Here is an 18,832-nt window from a genome sequence, read left to right on the forward strand (position 1 = left end):
CACAATTAGGTGTTTATATATTTAAATCAAACCTTTCGGGATTAATCTCGGAAGGTTTTTTTATGCTTTAAACTGTAATTAAATGAGTTTAGCGTCAAATTTGACGTCGCCGACGTCAAATTTGACGTTCCTGATGTCAAGTTTGACGTGTCTGATGTCAAATTTGACGTCGCTGATGCCAAATTTGACGTTCCTGATGTCAAATTTGACGTGTCTGATGTCAAATTTGGCGTCGCTGATGCCAAATTTGACGTAACGGACGTCAAATTTGACGTTCCTGATGTCAAGTTTGACGTCGCTGATGTCAAATTTGACGTAACGGACGTCAAATTTGACGTTTTTTTTATATTATTTACCTCTCGAAAGAGTTTAATGTCTTCGATAGGTATTTAAAAAATCATATCATATTGGTATCTTAGCTAGTTCTTTTAATACTATATTCTAATAAAGAAAAGAATAATGGATAATACACTGAATTATAAACTCATAAAACCAGACGACTCACTTGCTGATTATGTTTTTTGTTTTTCAGCTTTTCAAAATTTAAGAAGCATTAGTGATGCGGTAATTATCCCGAACGGAAAAATTGATTTGATTTTTACTAAAACAAAAAACAATGCAATTTCTGTTTACCTCATAGGTATCGAAACCAAACCTAAAACAGCCAATTTTGATGTTTTTAGTTTCTTTGCAGTAAGTTTTAATCCCCTTGCAGTAGAGTATATTTTGCAACAGCCCATTGCCGATATCTTAAATAGCGCAAGAGAACTGCCAAATGATTTTTGGGGTTTCAATAGTGATGATTTGAATGATTTTGATGTGTTCTGCGAAAAGGCTTCACAAAAAATCAGGTCGCTTTTGCCAAAAGAAACTGACGAGCGCAAACGCAAACTGTTCGATCTCATTCTGGCGGCCAATGGAGAAATTTCAATAAAAGAACTTTCAGAAAAAGTAGCCTGGAGCGAACGCCAGATCAATCGTTATTTTAATCAGCAATTCGGACTTTCATTAAAAGTATATTGCAATATTCTTCGTTTTCAGGCCTCGCTTTCTCACATCAATGAAGGGAGTTTATATCCGCAGCTCAACTATACAGACCAGTCGCATTTCATCAAAGAAATTAAAAAACTTTCAGGAGTTTCGCCCAAAGAATTATTCAAAAATGATAATGACCGTTTTTTACAATTCTTAGCCTATAAGAAGCCATAATTTTGTCCTGTAAAATTGAAAATTATGTTGTTACAAAACAAACAAGTCGCTATTGTTGGCGGAGGCCCGGGCGGACTTACTTTAGCAAAGCTATTGCAGCTCAAAGGCGCAAACGTAAAAGTTTACGAAAGAGATTTGAATAAAGAAGCACGGGTGCAGGGCTCGACGCTGGATTTGCATGATGAATCCGGATTGGCAGCCATTCGCAAAGCAGATTTATTGAACGAGTTTAAGAATAATTTCCTGCCCGGTGCAGATAAAACACTCATCCTTGATGAAAATGCCACTGTATTCTTTAGCGATCACGAGACCAATCGGGAAGAAGATTTTGGCAATGAACATTTTCGGCCTGAAATAGACCGGGGTGCGTTAAGAAAAATTCTGCTGGAATCCTTACAGCCCGAAACCGTGGTCTGGAACCGTCATTTTATTTCGATGGAAAAGCAAAACGAAGGCTGGTTGCTGCATTTTAAAGACAGTGCATCCGTTTATGCGGATATTGTAATAGCTTCGGATGGTGCCAATTCTAAAATCCGACCTTATATTACAGATAGTAAAGCTTTCTATTCAGGTATCACGATGCTCGAAGGCAACGTTTATCAGTCAAAAGACAGAACGCCGTATATACATTCTTTGATTGATGGCGGTAAAATAATGGCTTTTGGAAATGCTAAAAATATATTGCTTGGGCAAAAAGGCGGTGGGGATCTGGGATTTTATGTGAGTTTTAAAACCGAAGAAGATTGGGCAGTTAAGATTGGTCTGGATTTTTCGGATAAAACACAAATAGCAGAATGGTTTAAAAAAGCATATCCGGAATGGAGTCCTGTATGGTATGAATTATTTGAGAAGGTAACGGTTCCTTTTATTCCGCGTCCTATTTATTGCGTTCCCTTGGATCAGACCTGGGAAGCATTGCCCAATCTAACCATGATTGGAGATGCTGCTCATGTAATGCCTCCTTTTGCAGGAGAAGGCGCTAATATGGCAATGCTTGATGCCTTGGAGTTAAGCGAATGCCTGACAGCTGATACATTTGGCACCCTGCAGGAAGCTATTTCTTTTTACGAAACAAATATGCGTGAAAGAGCCGCCAAAGCCGCACAAGAATCACTTGAAAATGGAGAGAAAATGCACTCGAAAGAGGCGTTGAAGACCATGCTGGAATTCTTTGCAGGAGAATAAAAAAGAGCTATTCAGCACCTAATATAAAATATACGATTTTTTATAAAGATCTCTTTCGAAGCAATTTGAAAGAGTTTTTTTGTGAATGATGCTTTTTTAATATATTTGAGGTTATTGGGTGAAATTATTTTAACACATAGAAAATATAGTTTATTGAACTAAAAAAAGGCGTTTCACTTGCATTAAAACACATAGCTATGTGTGAGAAACTAGTTTCTTTTGAGTTCCTTTTTTTTAAATCATAAAATCTTTGTTTTCTATGTGTTTAATTATTCTTTTTATTGATTACACCCAAAGGGTTGTATTTGAAGTTGTTCAATTCTATTAAATTTAAAATGAATAATGACCATAGAAAAAGCCTCAATAAAGGATAGCGAAATCTTAACGGAGATTACCAAAAAATCAAAAGCTTTTTGGGGCTACGATGAGGTGCAAATGGAGATTTGGGCTGAGGTATTAACGATTACCAAAGAGTATATCGAAACACAACAGGTTTACAAACTAATAAATGCTAACCAAATAGCGGGTTATTATTCGTATTTAACGGAGGATGGTGATATTGTAAAACTGGATAATTTATTTGTTTCGCCGGAGTATATCGGAAAAGGATTTGGACGCCTATTGATGGATGATTTTCTTCTTCGGATAAAAAATACCAATGCCAAAAAAGTTATCCTCGACTCAGAACCTAACGCAGAAAGTTTTTACAGTAAATTTGGATTTGAGAAAACAGGACAGCTGGAAACCTCGATTAAAGACAGGTATTTACCTGTAATGGAACTGAATATTAATGTGTAATAAAAAAAATAAAATGGAATCAGATTTTTTTTCAGCTACACCGGACTGCGAGATTGTAACGACCAGAATAGTACCATTTCCTAAAGAAATTGTTTTCTCGGCCTGGGCAGAACCCGAACATCTTAAAAATTGGTGGGGACCAGAGGGATTTACCAATACATTTCACGAATTTGATTTTCGCCCAGGCGGAAGATGGCTATTTACCATGCACGGACCTGAAAAAGGGAACTATGAAAATGAGTGTGAGTTTGTGCAGATAGAAAAGCCTGCGGTTATAGGCTGGAAGCGCATCTCGAAGCCGCTCTTTAATGTTTTGTTTACTTTTGAGGAATTAGCAGAAAAACAAACAAAGATTGTTTTTAGGATGATTTTCGATTCGGCAGAAGAGTGTAATAAATTAAAACCATTTGTAGCAGATAAAAACGAAGAGAACTTTGATAAACTCGAAGTTGAATTGGGTAAAATGAGTTCTTAGCCTTTTTTGAAAATTAATTTGATTATGATTTTTTTTAGTGACCACATTTGTACAGAATTCGAACCGTATATTAGAGATTTATAGTTTTTGAGCGAAATATAATTGACTTTTGAGATTTTATCAATCGTATTTGTCCTTGTGTCTAAATTTATCAGTCAGATTATTTATTGTCAAAAAATTATAACCAATATCAATAATTTTGTCTTTGCATTTAAAATATCTTCCGTCAGTATGTATTATTTCTTTTTTGTCTTGATCATTCCAAAATTCAATCTGATATCTGCTTTCAAATTTATAAGGTGTTTCTTTGCCTTTAAATATTTCTGTTACAAGATAGAAACTCTCAGATTTTGTTAAGTCGCAAATTTGATTTCCTTTTGTAAAGCTTATTCTCGATAATGATGATAAAGGGTTTTTTACTTTTAATGGTGTTAGCTTTATTTGTTGATATAAATATCTAACAGGTGTATAGGCCCAAATTAGAGCAATTGGAGATTGTCTTCCATAATCATTAATAGACTTTACTATTTTATTGTTTTTGATAAATGTTATAGTGATAGTCTCATCATCGGTCCAGCTTCCTTCATAATTATCTTTAAGATTCTTTATGTCGGCTTTTTTAAAATTAGTTTGAATTTTTTGATATTCGTTTTTGGTAATCTTGGATTTGAAAATTCCATTTTTAGTATTATAGTACTGACCGTAATAAATGACATTCCCATTATTATCGATGCTTATGTTCAATACTGGACAAGAGCCGTAACAGCCTGAAGACGAAACTATGATTTTGTCATAATTCTCATTTGGGTTGATCTTATATTTTGTTCTAGTATATTTTGCAAACAGGCTGTCGCTTATTTTTGTTGTTAATGTATCTCTAATAATGGAATGTATTTTTTGATTTTCCCAAGTCTTAGTCACTAAATCAAATATTTGTAGGCTGTCGTTTTTAATTTTATATTTAGTTTCTGTTCCTAAAAAAAATGTCTTTCTGTCGTCTCTTTCCTTTGCATCGATTGTTTTAAAATAACCAGATTTGTTTTCACATATATTATTTTCTAAAAATATATATCCTGGTACATAGTTGTCAAAAGGAGAAGGCGGAGGAAATTTGATGTCGTTATTTTTTTTCGGTTTTCTTTGACCTTCTGTTTTGACGTAAGTCCACTCGCCAAGTATATCTTTATTTAATTGAGCTTCATTATTCCTTTGGCAAGAGTATAAAATGAAAACAGTTAAAATAGATAGTATTATTTTTGGCTTCATTAATTATATTTTAGATTGCTGGTTTTGTAAATATAAACGATTTTGAATAAATATTTAAATAATATGGCGTAGGAATAATTTAAAATTAAAAAAGCGGAAACCATTAAAAATAATGATTTCCGCTTGTATGTGACCACGGTGGGATTTGAACCCACACGCCCTTACGAGCACCACCCCCTCAAGATGGCAAGTCTACCGTTTCTCCACGTGGCCTTAAACAAAAAAAGGTCAAGTAAATGAATACTCGACCTTTTGTGACCCGACTGGGGCTCGAACCCAGGACCCCATCATTAAAAGTGATGTGCTCTACCAACTGAGCTATCGAGTCATTGCTTTCAAGAAACTTTATATTGTGAATCACTTTATTTGTGACCCGACTGGGGCTCGAACCCAGGACCCCATCATTAAAAGTGATGTGCTCTACCAACTGAGCTATCGAGTCATATGTTCCTTGAATGCGGGTGCAAATATAAGGAGTTTATTTTATTATTTGCAAGCATTTTTATTATAAATTTGTCTTTTTTTAACCAAAGTTTACAACGCCTTAGTTTATAGGGTTTTATTAGAATGAAAAAAATCATATTATTAGGATATATGGGTTGCGGAAAGTCTACGATTGCCCAAAATTTGTCAAAAATCACCAATATTCCGTTTTTGGATTTGGATAATTGCATCGAAGAAAGAGCAAAAAAATCTATAAATTCGATTTTTGAAGAACACGGAGAGATATATTTTAGAAAATTAGAACATGAAATGTTCTTAGAATTGCTTCAGTCTTCCCAAAATTGCATCATAGGTTTAGGAGGAGGAACTCCTTGTTATGCCAATAATCATGAATTACTGCAAAGTGATGATGTGGTTTCGGTTTATTTAAAGGCCTCGATTGAGACCTTATATAATAGATTGGTACGTAATAAGAGTAAACGTCCTTTGATTGCTAATATGAACGAAGACGAAATGAAAGAGTTTATCGCCAAACATTTATTCGACAGAAGTTATTATTACAACCATGCACAGCATAAAGTTTCGGTAGATAATAAAACGGTTGATGAAACGGTTCAGGATATTTTGAATATTCTAGCTTAAAAAGGCATAGTCATCTCCGTTTTCATCAAAAACAACCTGTACGTGCTCTAATAAAGATGTAGAAAGGGATATTCCTTTGAAATCAGCCTTTACAGGGTACTTTTTGTGGTTTCTGTCAACGAGTACTGCAGTTTTGAATTTTTTAAGTGGTACGTCTAAGAAGTGGCGTACCGCGTAAATCAAAGTGGTTCCTGAATTTAAGACATCATCAACCAGAACTAATCCTTTATTGGCGTACTCTTCTGTAGTCAATGAAGTCTGGATATTTGATTTTGGATTTTGCTTGTCTATACTAACTTCGCATAAAGAAACTTTCAAAGTAGAGATTTTGCTTAATGCCGATGCTATTTTTTCTGCAAAAACATATCCGTTTGAAGCAATTCCGGCAATAACCACTTCTTCTTCGTCAACAAAGGTTTCGTAGATTTGGTAAGCGATACGTTTTATTTTATGTTCAATTTCCTGATTGGTTAAGATGATATTTTTGCTCATTTTTTTTATTTTAGAGTTTAGATTTTTTTTCTAATTGATATTGAAATTGATATTGAAATTGATTTTTGAATTTAATTTTCCTCTTCTTCATCAAATATTTCATTTCCATATTCGTCAATATCGCGTCGGTCTTTTTTTGTAGGCCTTCCGGTTCCGCTTTTACGGTAATGTTCTTTTGATAACTTCAATAGTTCCAGATGGGCGTAAGCTTCAGCAGGAGTTTCATTTTTTCTGTACATATCAACCAGTTTAGCGCCAACCCGACTTTCAGGAATGTCGAGAACGGTGATAATCTGGGTTATCTGGTCTTTCCTAAACGTGATTTTATCAGTCGGGAAAACTTCTTTGGATGGTTTGGCTACTTGCCCGTTTACGGTTACGTGATTCTTTTTGCAGGCCTCTGTAACCATATTTCTGGTCTTGTAATATCGCACACACCATAGGTATTTATCAATTCTCATAATTTTTCTAAAATCGGAGTTAAATTCTTTACAAAAATAAATCAATATTGTATCTTGCGCACTTAAAAAATTAACAATAATGAATAAATTTAAATATTTCTTTATTTTACTACTGATGGCAGGGGTAAGCTTGGTTTCGTGTAATAAAGATGATAATGATGTTACCATTGTACCACCAAGAGATCAGGGAGTACAATATACTCAAGATATTGAAACTATTGAAAATTACCTGAATACACATTATATTGTAGTGTCTGAAAATATGGATGTTAAAATTGACTCTATTAATGATCCAACGACACAACTACCAATTATGTCTTATAAGACAAATAGCGGGACTACTTTTCCTCAATTAAAAACAAAAAATGTCAATTTATACGGTGTTGATTTTTTAGTTTATTATTTAATTTTAAGAGAAGGTGTAAATGAAAACCCTACCAATACTGATGGTGTTTTAGCAGCTTACAATGGTGATTATCTAACTCGTGTAGAAAAAACGGAGACAAAACCGCTTTATGTTAAGCAAACAACTTTTGAAACAGTATTGTATCCACAAAGTTTCCTGAACTTGTATGGAGTTATTACAGGATGGAGTGAAATTTTTCCATTATTTAAATCCGGTAATTATAGTGCAAACGCTGCGGGTGAAATAACTTATACAGATTTTGGCGCAGGTGTAATTTTTATTCCTTCCGGATTGGGGTATTTTGCTTCAGGAAGTGCATCTATTCCTGCTTACGCACCTCTTGTTTTTAGTTTCAAATTGTACGATGTGCAACGCTCAGATACGGACGGAGATGGAGTTTTAGATCTTTATGAAGATTTAAATAAAGATCATTTTGTTTATGATTTCCGAAATACGACCAGATATCCTAGTGGAGCTCCTGGTGGAAAAAATCTTGATGATACTGATGGTGATGGTATTCCGGACTTCTTAGATATAGATGATGATGGAGATTCTTTTTCAACTTTGCTTGAGGTGACTAAGGCAGATGGAGAAATTGGGAAAGTTGGTGAGATTAACTACGGACCAAGTAAATATTTTCCTTTTGATGCTTTTACTGTAGCTGATAATCCTGCTACACCTAATGATGATGAAAGTTTGAATACTGAACCAAGAGGCATTCCTAGAAGACCTACAGGGGCTCTTGCAGACCCTACTAAGGTTGAATCTGCAACTAATAAGAGAAAATACATAGAGACTGATTATACGGATAATTCGAGGTTAAGAATTTATTTGGATAAAACCTACCCTATTAAGAATTAAATTTTAGTTTAACTAAAGATATTATTGAGCCTCGAAAGTAATTTCGGGGTTTTTTTTATGGTTACTATTGAGTAAAATATTTAATGATAAGAAATAAAAAAAGCCGATTTCATAACGAAATCGGCTTTAATGTGTTTTTAGAAAAACTAAAAATTATTTTCTTTTGATCACTCTTTCAACAGCTGCAACAATTGCTTGGTTGTTTAGTTTATATTTCTCCATTAATTGCTCAGGAGTTCCAGACTCACCAAAACTGTCTTGTACTGCTACAAATTCTTGTGGAGTAGGATTGTTTAAAGCTAATACACCTGAAACACTTTCGCCAAGACCACCCAAAATGTTGTGTTCTTCAGCAGTTACAATACATTTAGTTTTAACTACAGATTTCAAAATAGCTTCTGCGTCTAATGGTTTAATGGTGTGAATGTTGATTACTTCAGCAGAAATTCCTTTTGCTTCAAGAGCTTCAGCAGCGATAAGCGCTTCCCAAACCAAGTGTCCTGTTGCAACGATAGTTACATCAGTTCCTTCGTTTAATAAAATGGCTTTCCCGATTACGAAAGGCTCGTCAGCAGGAGTAAAGTTAGGTACGACCGGACGTCCGAAACGCAAATAAGCCGGACCATGGTGATCTGCCAATGCTAAAGTAGCTGCTTTAGTCTGATTGTAGTCACAAGTGTTGATTACTGTCATTCCTGGCAACATTTTCATTAATCCAATATCTTCTAAGATCTGGTGTGTTGCACCGTCTTCACCTAGTGTTAAACCAGCGTGAGAAGCACAAATTTTTACGTTTTTATCAGAGTAAGCTACAGATTGACGAATCTGGTCGTAAACTCTTCCTGTAGAGAAGTTGGCGAAAGTTCCTGTAAAAGGAATTTTTCCTCCAATGGTTAAACCCGCTGCAATACCAATCATGTTGGCTTCTGCAATACCAATCTGGAAAAAACGCTCCGGGTGATTTTTCTTGAAATCATCAAATTTTAATGATCCAATTAAATCAGCACAAAGTGCTACCACATTTTCGTTTTTCTGACCCAATTCAGTCATTCCCGCTCCAAAACCCGAACGAGTATCTTTACTTCCTGTATTTGTATATTTTTTCATTTAATTTTCTTTTTGAGATGCTTCGTTATACAGTAATTATTTTTTTGTAAAAAAAAGTTTACTGATAGAAAGCCTTTTTTAATAATCGATTTGGTCTGCAGAATAGTTTTGAGCTAAAGCACTCGCTAATTGATCATTGTTTGGTGCTTTACCATGCCAAGCATGCGTGTGCATCATAAAATCAACTCCGTTACCCATTTCGGTATGTAATAAAACACAAACTGGTTTTCCTTTTCCTGTTTTAGATTTTGCATCTGCAAATCCGGCTAAAATAGCGTCAATGCTGTTACCTTCTTTAATGTCGATAACATCCCAGTCAAAAGCTTCAAATTTTGCACGGATGCTTCCCATTGGCAAAACTTCGTCTGTTGTTCCGTCAATTTGTTTTCCGTTAAGGTCAATCGTTGCAATAATGTTATCTACTTTTTTAGCAGAAGCATACATAATTGCTTCCCAGTTTTGACCTTCTTGTAATTCGCCATCACCATGCAAAGTATATACCAAATGATTATCGCCATTTAATTTTTTTGCCTGAGCTGCACCAAGTGCAACAGACATACCCTGACCCAAAGAACCAGAAGCAATACGTACTCCAGGTAATCCTTCGTGAGTGGTTGGGTGTCCTTGTAAACGAGAATTTAGCAATCTAAAAGTCGCTAATTCTGAAATAGGAAAATATCCGCTACGAGCTAAAACGCTATAAAATACTGGGGAAATGTGTCCGTTTGAAAGGAAGAAAAGATCTTCTCCAATTCCGTCCATATCAAAACCTTCTTTGCGGTCCATAATGCTTTGGTAAAGTGTTACCAAAAATTCAGTACAACCTAATGAACCACCTGGGTGGCCTGAGTTGACAGCATGTACCATTCGAAGAATATCTCTTCTTACTTGGATAGTTAAATCGCTTAATTGTTGTGTGTTAGGCTTCATTTTTTGTATAAAATTTAAACTGGAGCAAAAGTAATTTTTATTTTGCGGTAAGACAAGTCATTTTTAAGGAAATATGTTATATTCAGTCGTTGTCGTTTTGGCTTCTGTTTTTTGAAAATTCAGCAACAGAATGGGTGTAAATCATTAAAATTAATGGTTTTAAGACTACCTGAATCGGTTTTTGCGTCATGATTTCGAAGTTTTTTGATGCAGTTAAGCTTTATTAATACTTTATAAAGTGTAGTTTAATCCCAATCACTATGATTTTTAATGTTTTTTGAAAGATAAACGGAATAATTATTTAATTTCTTTAATGTCTCTCCAGGTAATCAGCTGAATATTATTTTCCTGAAGCTTTAGTTTACAGGCTTCACTGGTGAAATAATCAAAATCCAATTGTCTCCATTCGGCGCCAAAGTTTGGGTGATTTATGGTGATTCCCTGCATTTCAAATTCGTCAAAAGCGGGGTGGAGCAGGCAAATATTAAAACCGGGTTTTATATTATCTAATGCTTTTTCATAATGATTGATGAATTCTCCTTTTTCGAAATCGGCAAAATTTCCTATGATGATTTTGTCAGCAACAACGATGTCTTCAAAATCATATTCTTCGTCGGATAAGCGAACTTCTTCCAGGAATTCTTTGGTAATAAATACAGGCAGGTTGAAGATTTTTCCAACCTCTTTGTAAATGTTAAAAAACTCTGGAGTTACGCCTATACTGTACATGTGTGCATCAAGGTGTGTAGGCTGTACACCAAGATGAATTGCTTTTTCGACTTGGGCAATGAGTTCTTTTTTTACCTCGTCTGGTTTTGCATTGTTTTTAAAATCGAGTCTTTTTCTATAGAAATGGCCGTTTTCGTCGACTAAACTTGGAACTTCTGAAACAGGAAGTACGGGCCCGAATTTATAAGTTTCCCATTCGCAGGTTAAAGTCAGGTGAACGCCTCCATCAAATTGTGGATTGTTTTTGGCAAAAAGACACATTTCGTACGACCACGGGCAAGGCATCATGATGCTGTACGAATTCATGCTTCCGTTTTGAAGGGCTTGTATGGTGGCCTGATTTTCGGAGTGTGATAATCCTGCGTCGTCGGCGTGGATGATTAAGAGTTTTGCGTCTTCAGCGTAGCCTAATTTTTGTGCTAAATTCATTTTTGGGAAATTTTATTTTTTCTTCCAAATTTAATATTTCTAATGGAATTGGAGCGTTCTTTTTTATGCGTTAGGGATAGAGGCGGTATCTCCCGATTTAGAAAAACAAGGCTTTTTCAGCCGTAGTTTTTGTTAATCGGGAATAAAGCCGAAAGCCCGACCGGAGGGAACGCCCAAAAAATTGAAATTCCAATCTTTTAAATTCCAAATTCCAAACTTACAGGATGCTAAAAAATCATTAGATAATTTTCTAATTGACAAATTATCTAATTAATTAAATTTCCCTGAAATTAACCTATCTTTGCCGACTGAAAAAAGAAACAGATGAAGTTTGATTTATTACAAAAAGATCCGCAATCGAAAGCCAGAGCAGGAAGTATAACTACTGACCATGGTGTGATTGAAACCCCTATTTTTATGCCTGTTGGAACCGTTGCTTCTGTAAAAGGAGTGCACCAACGCGAACTGAAGGAAGATATTAATCCAGATATTATTCTTGGGAATACGTATCATTTGTATTTGCGTCCGCAGACCGAAATTTTGGAGAAAGCGGGTGGTTTGCATAAATTTATGAATTGGGACCGTAATATTTTGACAGATTCTGGCGGATATCAGGTATATTCTCTTTCGAATAATAGAAAAATTAAGGAAGAAGGAGTAAAGTTTAAATCGCATATTGACGGTTCGTACCACTTTTTTTCACCTGAAAGTGTAATGGAAATTCAGCGTACTATTGGGGCTGATATTATCATGGCTTTTGACGAATGTACGCCTTATCCTTGCGATTACAGATACGCACAACGCTCGATGCACATGACGCACCGCTGGCTGGACCGTTGTATCAATCATTTGGACAAAGTGCCTTATAAATATGGGTATGAGCAAACGTTTTTTCCGATTGTTCAGGGAAGTACGTATAAAGATTTACGCCGTCAGTCGGCGGAATATATTGCCAATTCGGGTCAGCAGGGAAATGCTATTGGAGGACTTTCAGTAGGAGAACCGGCTGAAGAAATGTACGCTATGACTGAGGTTGTTTGCGAAATTTTGCCAGAAGACAAACCTCGTTATTTGATGGGCGTTGGAACTCCGATAAACATTTTGGAGAATATTGCCTTAGGAATTGATATGTTCGATTGTGTGATGCCAACACGTAACGCCAGAAACGGAATGCTGTTTACGGCAAACGGAACCATCAACATCAAAAATAAAAAGTGGGAAGCTGATTTTTCTCCAATTGATGAAATGGGGCATACTTTTGTTGATACTGAATATACTAAAGCGTATTTGCGTCACTTGTTTGCTGCCAACGAATATTTAGGAAAACAAATTGCTACGATTCATAATCTTGGTTTCTATATGTGGTTGGTTCGTGAGGCTAGAAAACATATCTTAGCAGGCGATTTCAGACCATGGAAAGAAATGATGGTTAAAAATATGAGTCAAAGACTATAAAATTAGTTTCAGGTTTCAAGTTTCAGGTTCTTTTAGCAACCTGAAACCTGAAACTTGAAACTTGAAACTTGAAACAAAAGTTTTATGTTAACAATAATAGATAAATACATCTTAAAACGATATTTAGCCACTTTTTCGGTTATGATACTGTTGTTTATACCCATCGGGATTGTAATTGACGTGTCTGAAAAGGTAAATAAAATGTTGGAAAACAAAATTCCGTTTACTGAAATTGCCATCTATTATTACAATTTTACCATTTATTTTGCCAATTCCCTTTTTCCGATATTTTTGTTTTTATCGGTGATTTGGTTTACTTCAAAACTGGCTAATAATACAGAAATCATTGCTGTATTGAGTTCCGGGATTTCTTTTACACGCTTTTTACGGCCTTATATTATTGGCGCTTCGATAGTTTCGGTTTTTGTTTTATTGATGGGATTTTTTATCGTTCCTGCAGCTAGTGAAGGTTTTAATAATTTTAGATATACGTACTTAAAAGGAGGTGGGAAAGAAGCCATGCGCGGCGATAACACCAATGTATATAGACAAATTAACGACAATGATTTTATTTTTGTAAATAGTTTTAATGATGAGTCTAAAACGGCTTTTAATTTTACCTTGGAACATTTTGAAAAAGATAAACTGGTTTATAAAATTACGGCCAATCGCATCAAATGGAATCCAAAAGAAAAAACATATACTTTATACGATTATACTAAAAGAACCGTAGGAGTACTGAATGATAAGATCGAAAAAGCCCCAGAAAAAACTAAAGCATTCAAATTTGAACTGGAAGATTTAACTCCGGTAGTTTATATTGCTGAGACACTTACCTTAGGAAAATTATACGATTTTATCGAAAAAGAAAAAAAGCGTGGTTCAGGTAATATCAACACCTATATGGTCGTGCTTTACAAAAAGTTTAGTGTGCCTATTTCGGCTTTTATCCTGACAATTATTGCGGTTGCTGTTTCGGCTATGAAACGACGAGGCGGAATGGGAGTTAATCTTGCTATTGGTATCGCTATTGCTTTTTCATTTGTTTTCTTTGATAAAATATTCGGTACACTTGCCGAAAAATCTACCTTTTCACCTTTATTAGCAGTCTGGTTTCCTAATATTGCTTTCGGCATACTGGCTGTTTACCTTTTACGTAATGCAAAACGATAATCTTAAAAGTTACCTCAATCTACATTTCATTGTTTTTATTTGGGGTTTTACCGCCATTTTAGGTGCATTAATAACCATTGATGCCGAGAATTTGGTGTGGTTCAGAATGTTGCTTGCCGGAATTTTTCTGGCAGGTTTTATTGTTTATAAAAAACAATCATTTAAAATTTCGATTCAGTCTTTTGTCAAATTAATTTTCGTTGGATTGCTGATAGCACTTCATTGGATTTTCTTTTTTAAAGCCATTCATGTTTCTAATGTTTCTATAACACTTTCGATATTTTCACTGGGTGCTTTTTTTGCGTCTTTACTGGAGCCATTATTTTACGGAAGAAAGATTTTATGGTATGAGGTTTTCTTCGGATTGATTATTATCGCTGGTTTAGGATTGATTCTGCAAGTCGAAATTAAATACCTTACAGGCGTTTATTATGCTTTGGCATCTATAATATTAGGAGTTCTTTTTACCTTAATGAATGGAAAACTAATCGCCAATCACGATTCATCAGTAATTACTTTTTATGAATTTGGAGCTGGTGTTTTCTTTATTTCACTTTATTTTTTGGTACAGGGAAAATTCGATGCTTCATTTTTTACCATGTCCTTAAATAACTGGCTTTTGTTGTTGCTTTTGGCTTCGGTTTGTACGGCTTATGCGTTTACAGCTTCGGTAAAAGTGATGCAAAAACTAACGCCTTATACGGTAATGTTAACGACTAATCTTGAGCCGGTTTACGGAATTATTCTGGCCTATTTTATTTTGGGAGGAAAAGAAAAAATGAGTACTGAGTTTTATATAGGGGCTATAATTATTGTAATAACCGTTATTTTGAACGGGGTTTTCAAACACTATCAAAACAAAAAAGAAGTGTAATAGTTTCCTTATTTTTAAATGGCATTTTTATACTTTAAATAACAATTAACTTCGCCAATGATATAATATTTTTATATTTGCGGTTCGATTTACAAACAAAATTCAAAAATCCATGGAATATTTAGATTTTGAGCTTCCAATCAAAGAACTTGAAGAACAATTAGAAAAGTGTGTTGTCATTGGGAAAGAATCTGACGTTGATGTAACACCAACCTGCAAGGAAATCAACAAGAAATTAGAACAAACGAAGAAAGAAATATATAAAAATCTAACGGCCTGGCAGCGTGTTCAGCTGTCCAGACATCCTAACAGACCATATACGTTAGATTATATCAGAGCCATTTGCGGCGAAACTTTTTTAGAACTTCACGGAGACAGAAATTTTAAAGATGATAAAGCAATGGTGGGCGGACTGGGAAAAGTAAACGGGCAATCGTTTATGATTATCGGTCAGCAAAAAGGGTATAATACTAAGACCCGTCAGTACCGTAATTTTGGTATGGCAAACCCTGAAGGATACCGTAAAGCACTGCGTTTGATGAAAATGGCAGAGAAATTCGGAATTCCGGTTTTGACTTTAGTTGATACTCCGGGTGCTTATCCAGGATTAGAAGCTGAAGAAAGAGGGCAGGGTGAAGCTATTGCGAGAAATATTCTGGAAATGGTGCGTCTTAAAGTGCCAATTATCACCATTATTGTAGGTGAAGGTGCTTCTGGTGGAGCATTAGGAATAGGTGTAGGAGATAGAGTTTATATGCTTGAGAATACCTGGTATTCTGTAATTTCTCCAGAATCCTGTTCTTCTATTCTTTGGAAAAGCTGGGAATACAAAGAGCGTGCAGCGGATGCTTTAAAATTGACTTCGGCTGATATGAAAAAGAATAATTTAGTAGATGATATTATTCCGGAACCACTAGGAGGAGCACATTATGACAGAGATACCACCTTCAAAACAGTAATCGAATATATTACAAAAGGATATAGCGAATTAAAAGACTTATCAACAGCTGAGTTAATTGCCCAAAGAATGGACAAATACAGCAACATGGGTGAGTTTAAAGAATAAAATCATACAAAATGATCTAAAATCCGAAGCCTTACTGCTTCGGATTTTTTTTTGGTTATGAACAAAAAATACATATTTATAAACAATTATTACTAACAACTCGATAGCATTCTTTTTTTAAAATTTGCTACTTTCGCAGTATGGAAAATTTCAAAAATATAAACCCAATAAAGGTAGATAAAACCGCAATTATAAACTTAGAAAAAGGAAAGCTTCCACCACAAGTGCTTGATTTAGAAGAAGCTGTGCTTGGGGCGATGATGATTGATAAAAAAGGAGTAGATGATGTAATTGATATTTTACAGGCAGATGCTTTTTATAAAGATGCACATAAATATATTTTTGAAGCTATTGTGCAGCTTTTCACAGATACACAGCCAATTGACTTATTGACCGTTTCGGCGCAATTGAAGAAAAACGGAAAATTAGATGTAGCGGGTGGAGATTTTTACTTAATTCAACTTACGCAAAAAATAGCCTCTTCGGCGCATATTGAATTTCACTCGCGTATCATTCTTCAAAAATTCATTCAAAGAAGTCTGATTCGGATTTCTTCAGAAATTATCGAAGCGTCTTATGATGAAACGACCGATGTATTTGATTTGCTGGATCAGGCCGAATCAAAACTATATGAAGTAACGCAGGGAAATATCAAACGTAGTTCTGAAACCGCTCAGAGTTTAGTACTTCAGGCAAAAAAGCGTATTGAAGAAATTGCCAAACAGGAAGGTTTAAGTGGTGTAGAAACCGGTTTTACTAATCTGGATAAACTAACTTCGGGATGGCAGCCATCCGATTTAATTATTATTGCAGCGAGGCCGGCGATGGGTAAAACCGCGTTCGTACTTTCGATGGCAAGAAATATGGCGATAGATTTTGGACATCCGGTGGCGTTATTCTCTCTGGAGATGGCATCGGTTCAGTTAATTACGAGGTTGATTTCATCCGAAACAGGATTGTCTTCGGAGAAATTGCGTACCGGTAAACTAGAACCGCATGAGTGGGAAATGCTGAGTACGAAAGTAAAGAACTTAGAAAAAGCACCTTTGTTTATAGATGATACACCCTCACTTTCTATTTTTGATTTAAGAGCAAAATGCCGTCGTTTGGTTTCGCAACACGGAATCAAAATTATCATTGTCGATTATTTGCAGTTGATGACCGCTGGAGGAAACAGTAAAGGAGGGGGAAATCGTGAGCAGGAAATCTCGACCATTTCCCGAAACTTAAAGGCTTTGGCAAAAGAGCTAAACGTTCCGGTTATTGCACTTTCGCAGTTATCGCGTGCCGTAGAAACCCGTGGTTCCAGTAAGCGACCATTGCTTTCGGATCTTCGTGAATCTGGAGCGATTGAGCAGGATGCTGATATCGTTTCGTTTTTGTACCGACCTGAATATTATAAAATTGACGAGTGGGATGATGATGAAGCCTCGCCAACCACAGGTCAGGCCGAAATCATGATTGCTAAACACCGTAATGGTGGAATCGAAAACGTTCGTTTGAAATTTATTGGGCACCTCGGAAAATTTGATAACCTGGATGATTTCTCAGGTAATTATGACGATTTGCCATCAAAAATGAATCATGATGATAATCCGTTTATCACTAAAAATCTCCCTTCGCCCAATGAGGCATTCGGAAGTAACCTGAATGACGACGATGATGATAGTGACGTACCGTTTTAATAACAAAAAAAGCCTTTTTATTAGGCTTTTTTTTATGTTTGGTTGTAAAAAATCTTAATAAAATTCAGTAGATTAGCAAAATGATTGCAAAATCTATTAAATACCATTATTAAATTTTTAACCAAAAACAAATCTAATTATGTCAGAAGAAAAATTCCCTGGTCCAATTCAGGTTCCATTATCCATTGCCAAAGAATGGGAAAAGCGTTACGAAGACGATACCACAGTCGAGGATGCTAAAAACAAACTAAAAGCTTTTTTGATTCCAAGAGAAAGTCTGGAAAAAGTATTGGCACTGGACACCGATGCCGTTTTTGCCTATCTTGGTATTAACGACCAAAACGAAAAGACCTTATTTTTTGTTGGGGCAGAACTTGATAAAGAAACTGGTAGATATACCAATGTCTATGGACAGTCATCTACACAAAATAAAGCCGCTGAAGCTGCTGATGATGTAGTTTATGATGGTGTTCGTCCGAGTCCTCCATTTTAATTTAAAATATAGTTTATAAGTGATAAATTTTTTAATTTATTCAGTTTATTTGATTTTATTACTAAATCTCATACTGTATTCCTATAGCTTTTTCCGAAAGGGAAAAGCTAATGTTTTTTTTGTTGTTTATCTGTTCTTTATGTTTATAATGCAATTTTCATTAGAGGTAATGTATCAAATTGGTGTTAATAATTTATTTGCTATTAATATTTTTTTTATTGGTCAGATGATCTTATTAGGGTTGTTTTATAATTCATTATTAGAGTTAAAAAGTCAAAAGTTATTTGTAAAGAGCAGTGTAATTTGTGCGTTATTGTTTTTAGGGGTTCAATTTACTTTAGATTCATCACAATTTTTAAAGTTTAATTTGACTGAAATAACTTTAACTTCTTTACTTGTTGTTGTTTTTGCCCTGTTTCATTTTTATAATATGCTTACCGAAACTAAAAGATTTTACTATGTTACTATTGGTATAGTCTTTTATTTGTTGGCAAGTACAGTTTTATTTTTAATTGGGAATCTTTCTTCAGAGCTTGATAATGATGTAAAATATCTAACATGGATGTTAAATGCTTTTTTAGCTATAGTATTTCAGTTTTTTATTTTATACGAATGGAAAGTAAGTTTTTCTAATAAAATAAACGATTAAAAA

The 18,832-nt window shown here is 35.0% G+C and carries 20 protein-coding genes and 3 tRNA genes; 13 read left to right on the forward strand and 10 right to left on the reverse strand.

The window, feature by feature from the left end; genetic code table 11:
* Positions 1 to 41: 41 nt before the first annotated feature.
* Positions 42 to 329, reverse strand: coding sequence for a hypothetical protein (locus GON26_RS21925; RefSeq protein WP_394350427.1), 288 nt, complete (start codon positions 327 to 329; stop codon positions 42 to 44).
* A gap of 130 nt (positions 330 to 459) precedes the next feature.
* On the opposite strand from GON26_RS21925, the gene GON26_RS20870 reads away from it, so the two are divergent.
* From GON26_RS20870 to GON26_RS20885, 4 genes are all read left to right on the forward strand, one after another.
* Positions 460 to 1,209 (forward strand): helix-turn-helix domain-containing protein, encoded by a 750-nt coding sequence (locus tag GON26_RS20870; protein ID WP_160376712.1) that lies wholly within the window; start codon positions 460 to 462, stop codon positions 1,207 to 1,209.
* A 24-nt stretch (positions 1,210 to 1,233) separates the two neighbouring features.
* Positions 1,234 to 2,394 (forward strand): FAD-dependent oxidoreductase, encoded by a 1,161-nt coding sequence (locus tag GON26_RS20875; RefSeq protein ID WP_160376713.1) that lies wholly within the window; start codon positions 1,234 to 1,236, stop codon positions 2,392 to 2,394.
* 342 nt (positions 2,395 to 2,736) lie between these two features.
* Positions 2,737 to 3,192 (forward strand): GNAT family N-acetyltransferase, encoded by a 456-nt coding sequence (locus tag GON26_RS20880; RefSeq protein ID WP_160376714.1) that lies wholly within the window; start codon positions 2,737 to 2,739, stop codon positions 3,190 to 3,192.
* Positions 3,193 to 3,205: 13 nt separating this feature from the next.
* Positions 3,206 to 3,667 carry an SRPBCC family protein gene (locus GON26_RS20885; RefSeq protein ID WP_160376715.1) on the forward strand — a complete coding sequence of 154 codons (462 nt, stop codon included), beginning with the start codon at positions 3,206 to 3,208 and terminating at the stop codon, positions 3,665 to 3,667.
* Between the two features lie 120 nt (positions 3,668 to 3,787).
* Here the strand turns inward: GON26_RS20885 and GON26_RS20890 are convergent, their stop codons facing one another.
* The 4 genes from GON26_RS20890 to GON26_RS20905 form a co-directional block, all read right to left on the reverse strand.
* A complete protein-coding gene (locus GON26_RS20890) occupies positions 3,788 to 4,933 on the reverse strand; it encodes a DUF6438 domain-containing protein (RefSeq protein WP_160376716.1) in 1,146 nt (381 codons plus the stop codon).
* 130 nt (positions 4,934 to 5,063) lie between these two features.
* A tRNA-Leu gene (locus GON26_RS20895) sits at positions 5,064 to 5,146 on the reverse strand.
* Positions 5,147 to 5,188: 42 nt separating this feature from the next.
* Positions 5,189 to 5,261, reverse strand: a tRNA-Lys gene (locus tag GON26_RS20900).
* 41 nt (positions 5,262 to 5,302) lie between these two features.
* Positions 5,303 to 5,375, reverse strand: a tRNA-Lys gene (locus GON26_RS20905).
* A gap of 125 nt (positions 5,376 to 5,500) precedes the next feature.
* Between GON26_RS20905 and GON26_RS20910 the strand changes: the two genes are divergently transcribed.
* Positions 5,501 to 6,019: a shikimate kinase gene (locus GON26_RS20910; protein ID WP_160376717.1), complete on the forward strand. Its 519-nt coding sequence runs from the start codon at positions 5,501 to 5,503 to the stop codon at positions 6,017 to 6,019.
* On the opposite strand, the gene GON26_RS20915 is transcribed toward GON26_RS20910, so the two are convergent.
* Both GON26_RS20915 and GON26_RS20920 read right to left on the reverse strand, forming a co-directional pair.
* Positions 6,011 to 6,511, reverse strand: a complete 501-nt coding sequence (locus GON26_RS20915) for a phosphoribosyltransferase domain-containing protein (protein ID WP_160376718.1) — start codon at positions 6,509 to 6,511, stop codon at positions 6,011 to 6,013. The two genes, GON26_RS20910 and GON26_RS20915, sit on opposite strands and share 9 nt — an antisense overlap.
* Positions 6,512 to 6,582: 71 nt before the next feature.
* Positions 6,583 to 6,972 (reverse strand): RNA-binding S4 domain-containing protein, encoded by a 390-nt coding sequence (locus GON26_RS20920; protein ID WP_160376719.1) that lies wholly within the window; start codon positions 6,970 to 6,972, stop codon positions 6,583 to 6,585.
* 79 nt (positions 6,973 to 7,051) lie between these two features.
* On the opposite strand from GON26_RS20920, the gene GON26_RS20925 reads away from it, so the two are divergent.
* Positions 7,052 to 8,239: an FKBP-type peptidyl-prolyl cis-trans isomerase gene (locus GON26_RS20925; RefSeq protein ID WP_160376720.1), complete on the forward strand. Its 1,188-nt coding sequence runs from the start codon at positions 7,052 to 7,054 to the stop codon at positions 8,237 to 8,239.
* A gap of 153 nt (positions 8,240 to 8,392) precedes the next feature.
* On the opposite strand, the gene GON26_RS20930 is transcribed toward GON26_RS20925, so the two are convergent.
* The 3 genes from GON26_RS20930 to GON26_RS20940 form a co-directional block, all read right to left on the reverse strand.
* Positions 8,393 to 9,346, reverse strand: coding sequence for a transketolase family protein (locus GON26_RS20930; RefSeq protein ID WP_160376721.1), 954 nt, complete (start codon positions 9,344 to 9,346; stop codon positions 8,393 to 8,395).
* A gap of 78 nt (positions 9,347 to 9,424) precedes the next feature.
* Positions 9,425 to 10,276 (reverse strand): transketolase, encoded by an 852-nt coding sequence (locus tag GON26_RS20935; RefSeq protein ID WP_160376722.1) that lies wholly within the window; start codon positions 10,274 to 10,276, stop codon positions 9,425 to 9,427.
* Positions 10,277 to 10,573: 297 nt separating this feature from the next.
* Positions 10,574 to 11,434 carry a polysaccharide deacetylase family protein gene (locus tag GON26_RS20940; RefSeq protein WP_160376723.1) on the reverse strand — a complete coding sequence of 287 codons (861 nt, stop codon included), beginning with the start codon at positions 11,432 to 11,434 and terminating at the stop codon, positions 10,574 to 10,576.
* A gap of 324 nt (positions 11,435 to 11,758) precedes the next feature.
* Here GON26_RS20940 and tgt point away from each other — a divergent pair, with 324 nt between their 5' ends.
* The 7 genes from tgt (at position 11,759) to GON26_RS20975 (ending at position 18,829) form a co-directional block, all read left to right on the forward strand.
* Positions 11,759 to 12,889: a tRNA guanosine(34) transglycosylase Tgt gene (gene tgt, locus GON26_RS20945; RefSeq protein WP_121329134.1), complete on the forward strand. Its 1,131-nt coding sequence runs from the start codon at positions 11,759 to 11,761 to the stop codon at positions 12,887 to 12,889.
* An 84-nt stretch (positions 12,890 to 12,973) separates the two neighbouring features.
* Positions 12,974 to 14,062: an LptF/LptG family permease gene (locus tag GON26_RS20950; RefSeq protein ID WP_160376724.1), complete on the forward strand. Its 1,089-nt coding sequence runs from the start codon at positions 12,974 to 12,976 to the stop codon at positions 14,060 to 14,062.
* Positions 14,049 to 14,936, forward strand: coding sequence for a DMT family transporter (locus GON26_RS20955; protein WP_160376725.1), 888 nt, complete (start codon positions 14,049 to 14,051; stop codon positions 14,934 to 14,936). Before GON26_RS20950 ends, GON26_RS20955 begins: the two co-directional genes overlap by 14 nt.
* 112 nt (positions 14,937 to 15,048) lie before the next feature.
* Positions 15,049 to 16,002 carry an acetyl-CoA carboxylase carboxyltransferase subunit alpha gene (locus tag GON26_RS20960; protein WP_160376726.1) on the forward strand — a complete coding sequence of 318 codons (954 nt, stop codon included), beginning with the start codon at positions 15,049 to 15,051 and terminating at the stop codon, positions 16,000 to 16,002.
* A gap of 140 nt (positions 16,003 to 16,142) precedes the next feature.
* Positions 16,143 to 17,687, forward strand: a complete 1,545-nt coding sequence (dnaB, locus tag GON26_RS20965) for a replicative DNA helicase (protein ID WP_160376727.1) — start codon at positions 16,143 to 16,145, stop codon at positions 17,685 to 17,687.
* Between the two features lie 139 nt (positions 17,688 to 17,826).
* On the forward strand, positions 17,827 to 18,180 hold the full coding sequence (locus GON26_RS20970; protein ID WP_160376728.1) for a hypothetical protein: 354 nt from the start codon (positions 17,827 to 17,829) through the stop codon (positions 18,178 to 18,180).
* A 148-nt stretch (positions 18,181 to 18,328) separates the two neighbouring features.
* Complete coding sequence (locus GON26_RS20975) at positions 18,329 to 18,829, forward strand: hypothetical protein (RefSeq protein ID WP_230407980.1); 501 nt, start codon at positions 18,329 to 18,331, stop codon at positions 18,827 to 18,829.
* Positions 18,830 to 18,832: the final 3 nt, after the last annotated feature.

Origin of the sequence: Flavobacterium hydrocarbonoxydans (assembly GCF_009789235.1) — a bacterium.
Taxonomy (GTDB): domain Bacteria; phylum Bacteroidota; class Bacteroidia; order Flavobacteriales; family Flavobacteriaceae; genus Flavobacterium; species Flavobacterium hydrocarbonoxydans.

Bases quoted from the DNA above. Each gene is read 5' to 3' on its own strand.
- GON26_RS20880 (WP_160376714.1), top strand. From the start codon at position 2,737: ATGACCATAGAAAAAGCCTCAATAAAGGATAGCGAAATCTTAACGGAG.
- GON26_RS20940 (WP_160376723.1), bottom strand. From the start codon at position 11,434: ATGAATTTAGCACAAAAATTAGGCTACGCTGAAGACGCAAAACTCTTA.
- GON26_RS20910 (WP_160376717.1), top strand. From the start codon at position 5,501: ATGAAAAAAATCATATTATTAGGATATATGGGTTGCGGAAAGTCTACG.
- dnaB (WP_160376727.1), top strand. From the start codon at position 16,143: ATGGAAAATTTCAAAAATATAAACCCAATAAAGGTAGATAAAACCGCA.
- GON26_RS20925 (WP_160376720.1), top strand. From the start codon at position 7,052: ATGAATAAATTTAAATATTTCTTTATTTTACTACTGATGGCAGGGGTA.
- tgt (WP_121329134.1), top strand. From the start codon at position 11,759: ATGAAGTTTGATTTATTACAAAAAGATCCGCAATCGAAAGCCAGAGCA.
- GON26_RS20870 (WP_160376712.1), top strand. From the start codon at position 460: ATGGATAATACACTGAATTATAAACTCATAAAACCAGACGACTCACTT.
- GON26_RS20920 (WP_160376719.1), bottom strand. From the start codon at position 6,972: ATGAGAATTGATAAATACCTATGGTGTGTGCGATATTACAAGACCAGA.
- GON26_RS20875 (WP_160376713.1), top strand. From the start codon at position 1,234: ATGTTGTTACAAAACAAACAAGTCGCTATTGTTGGCGGAGGCCCGGGC.
- GON26_RS20935 (WP_160376722.1), bottom strand. From the start codon at position 10,276: ATGAAGCCTAACACACAACAATTAAGCGATTTAACTATCCAAGTAAGA.
- GON26_RS20955 (WP_160376725.1), top strand. From the start codon at position 14,049: ATGCAAAACGATAATCTTAAAAGTTACCTCAATCTACATTTCATTGTT.
- GON26_RS20950 (WP_160376724.1), top strand. From the start codon at position 12,974: ATGTTAACAATAATAGATAAATACATCTTAAAACGATATTTAGCCACT.
- GON26_RS20970 (WP_160376728.1), top strand. From the start codon at position 17,827: ATGTCAGAAGAAAAATTCCCTGGTCCAATTCAGGTTCCATTATCCATT.
- GON26_RS20960 (WP_160376726.1), top strand. From the start codon at position 15,049: ATGGAATATTTAGATTTTGAGCTTCCAATCAAAGAACTTGAAGAACAA.
- GON26_RS20915 (WP_160376718.1), bottom strand. From the start codon at position 6,511: ATGAGCAAAAATATCATCTTAACCAATCAGGAAATTGAACATAAAATA.
- GON26_RS20930 (WP_160376721.1), bottom strand. From the start codon at position 9,346: ATGAAAAAATATACAAATACAGGAAGTAAAGATACTCGTTCGGGTTTT.
- GON26_RS20885 (WP_160376715.1), top strand. From the start codon at position 3,206: ATGGAATCAGATTTTTTTTCAGCTACACCGGACTGCGAGATTGTAACG.
- GON26_RS20975 (WP_230407980.1), top strand. From the start codon at position 18,329: ATGCAATTTTCATTAGAGGTAATGTATCAAATTGGTGTTAATAATTTA.
- GON26_RS20890 (WP_160376716.1), bottom strand. From the start codon at position 4,933: ATGAAGCCAAAAATAATACTATCTATTTTAACTGTTTTCATTTTATAC.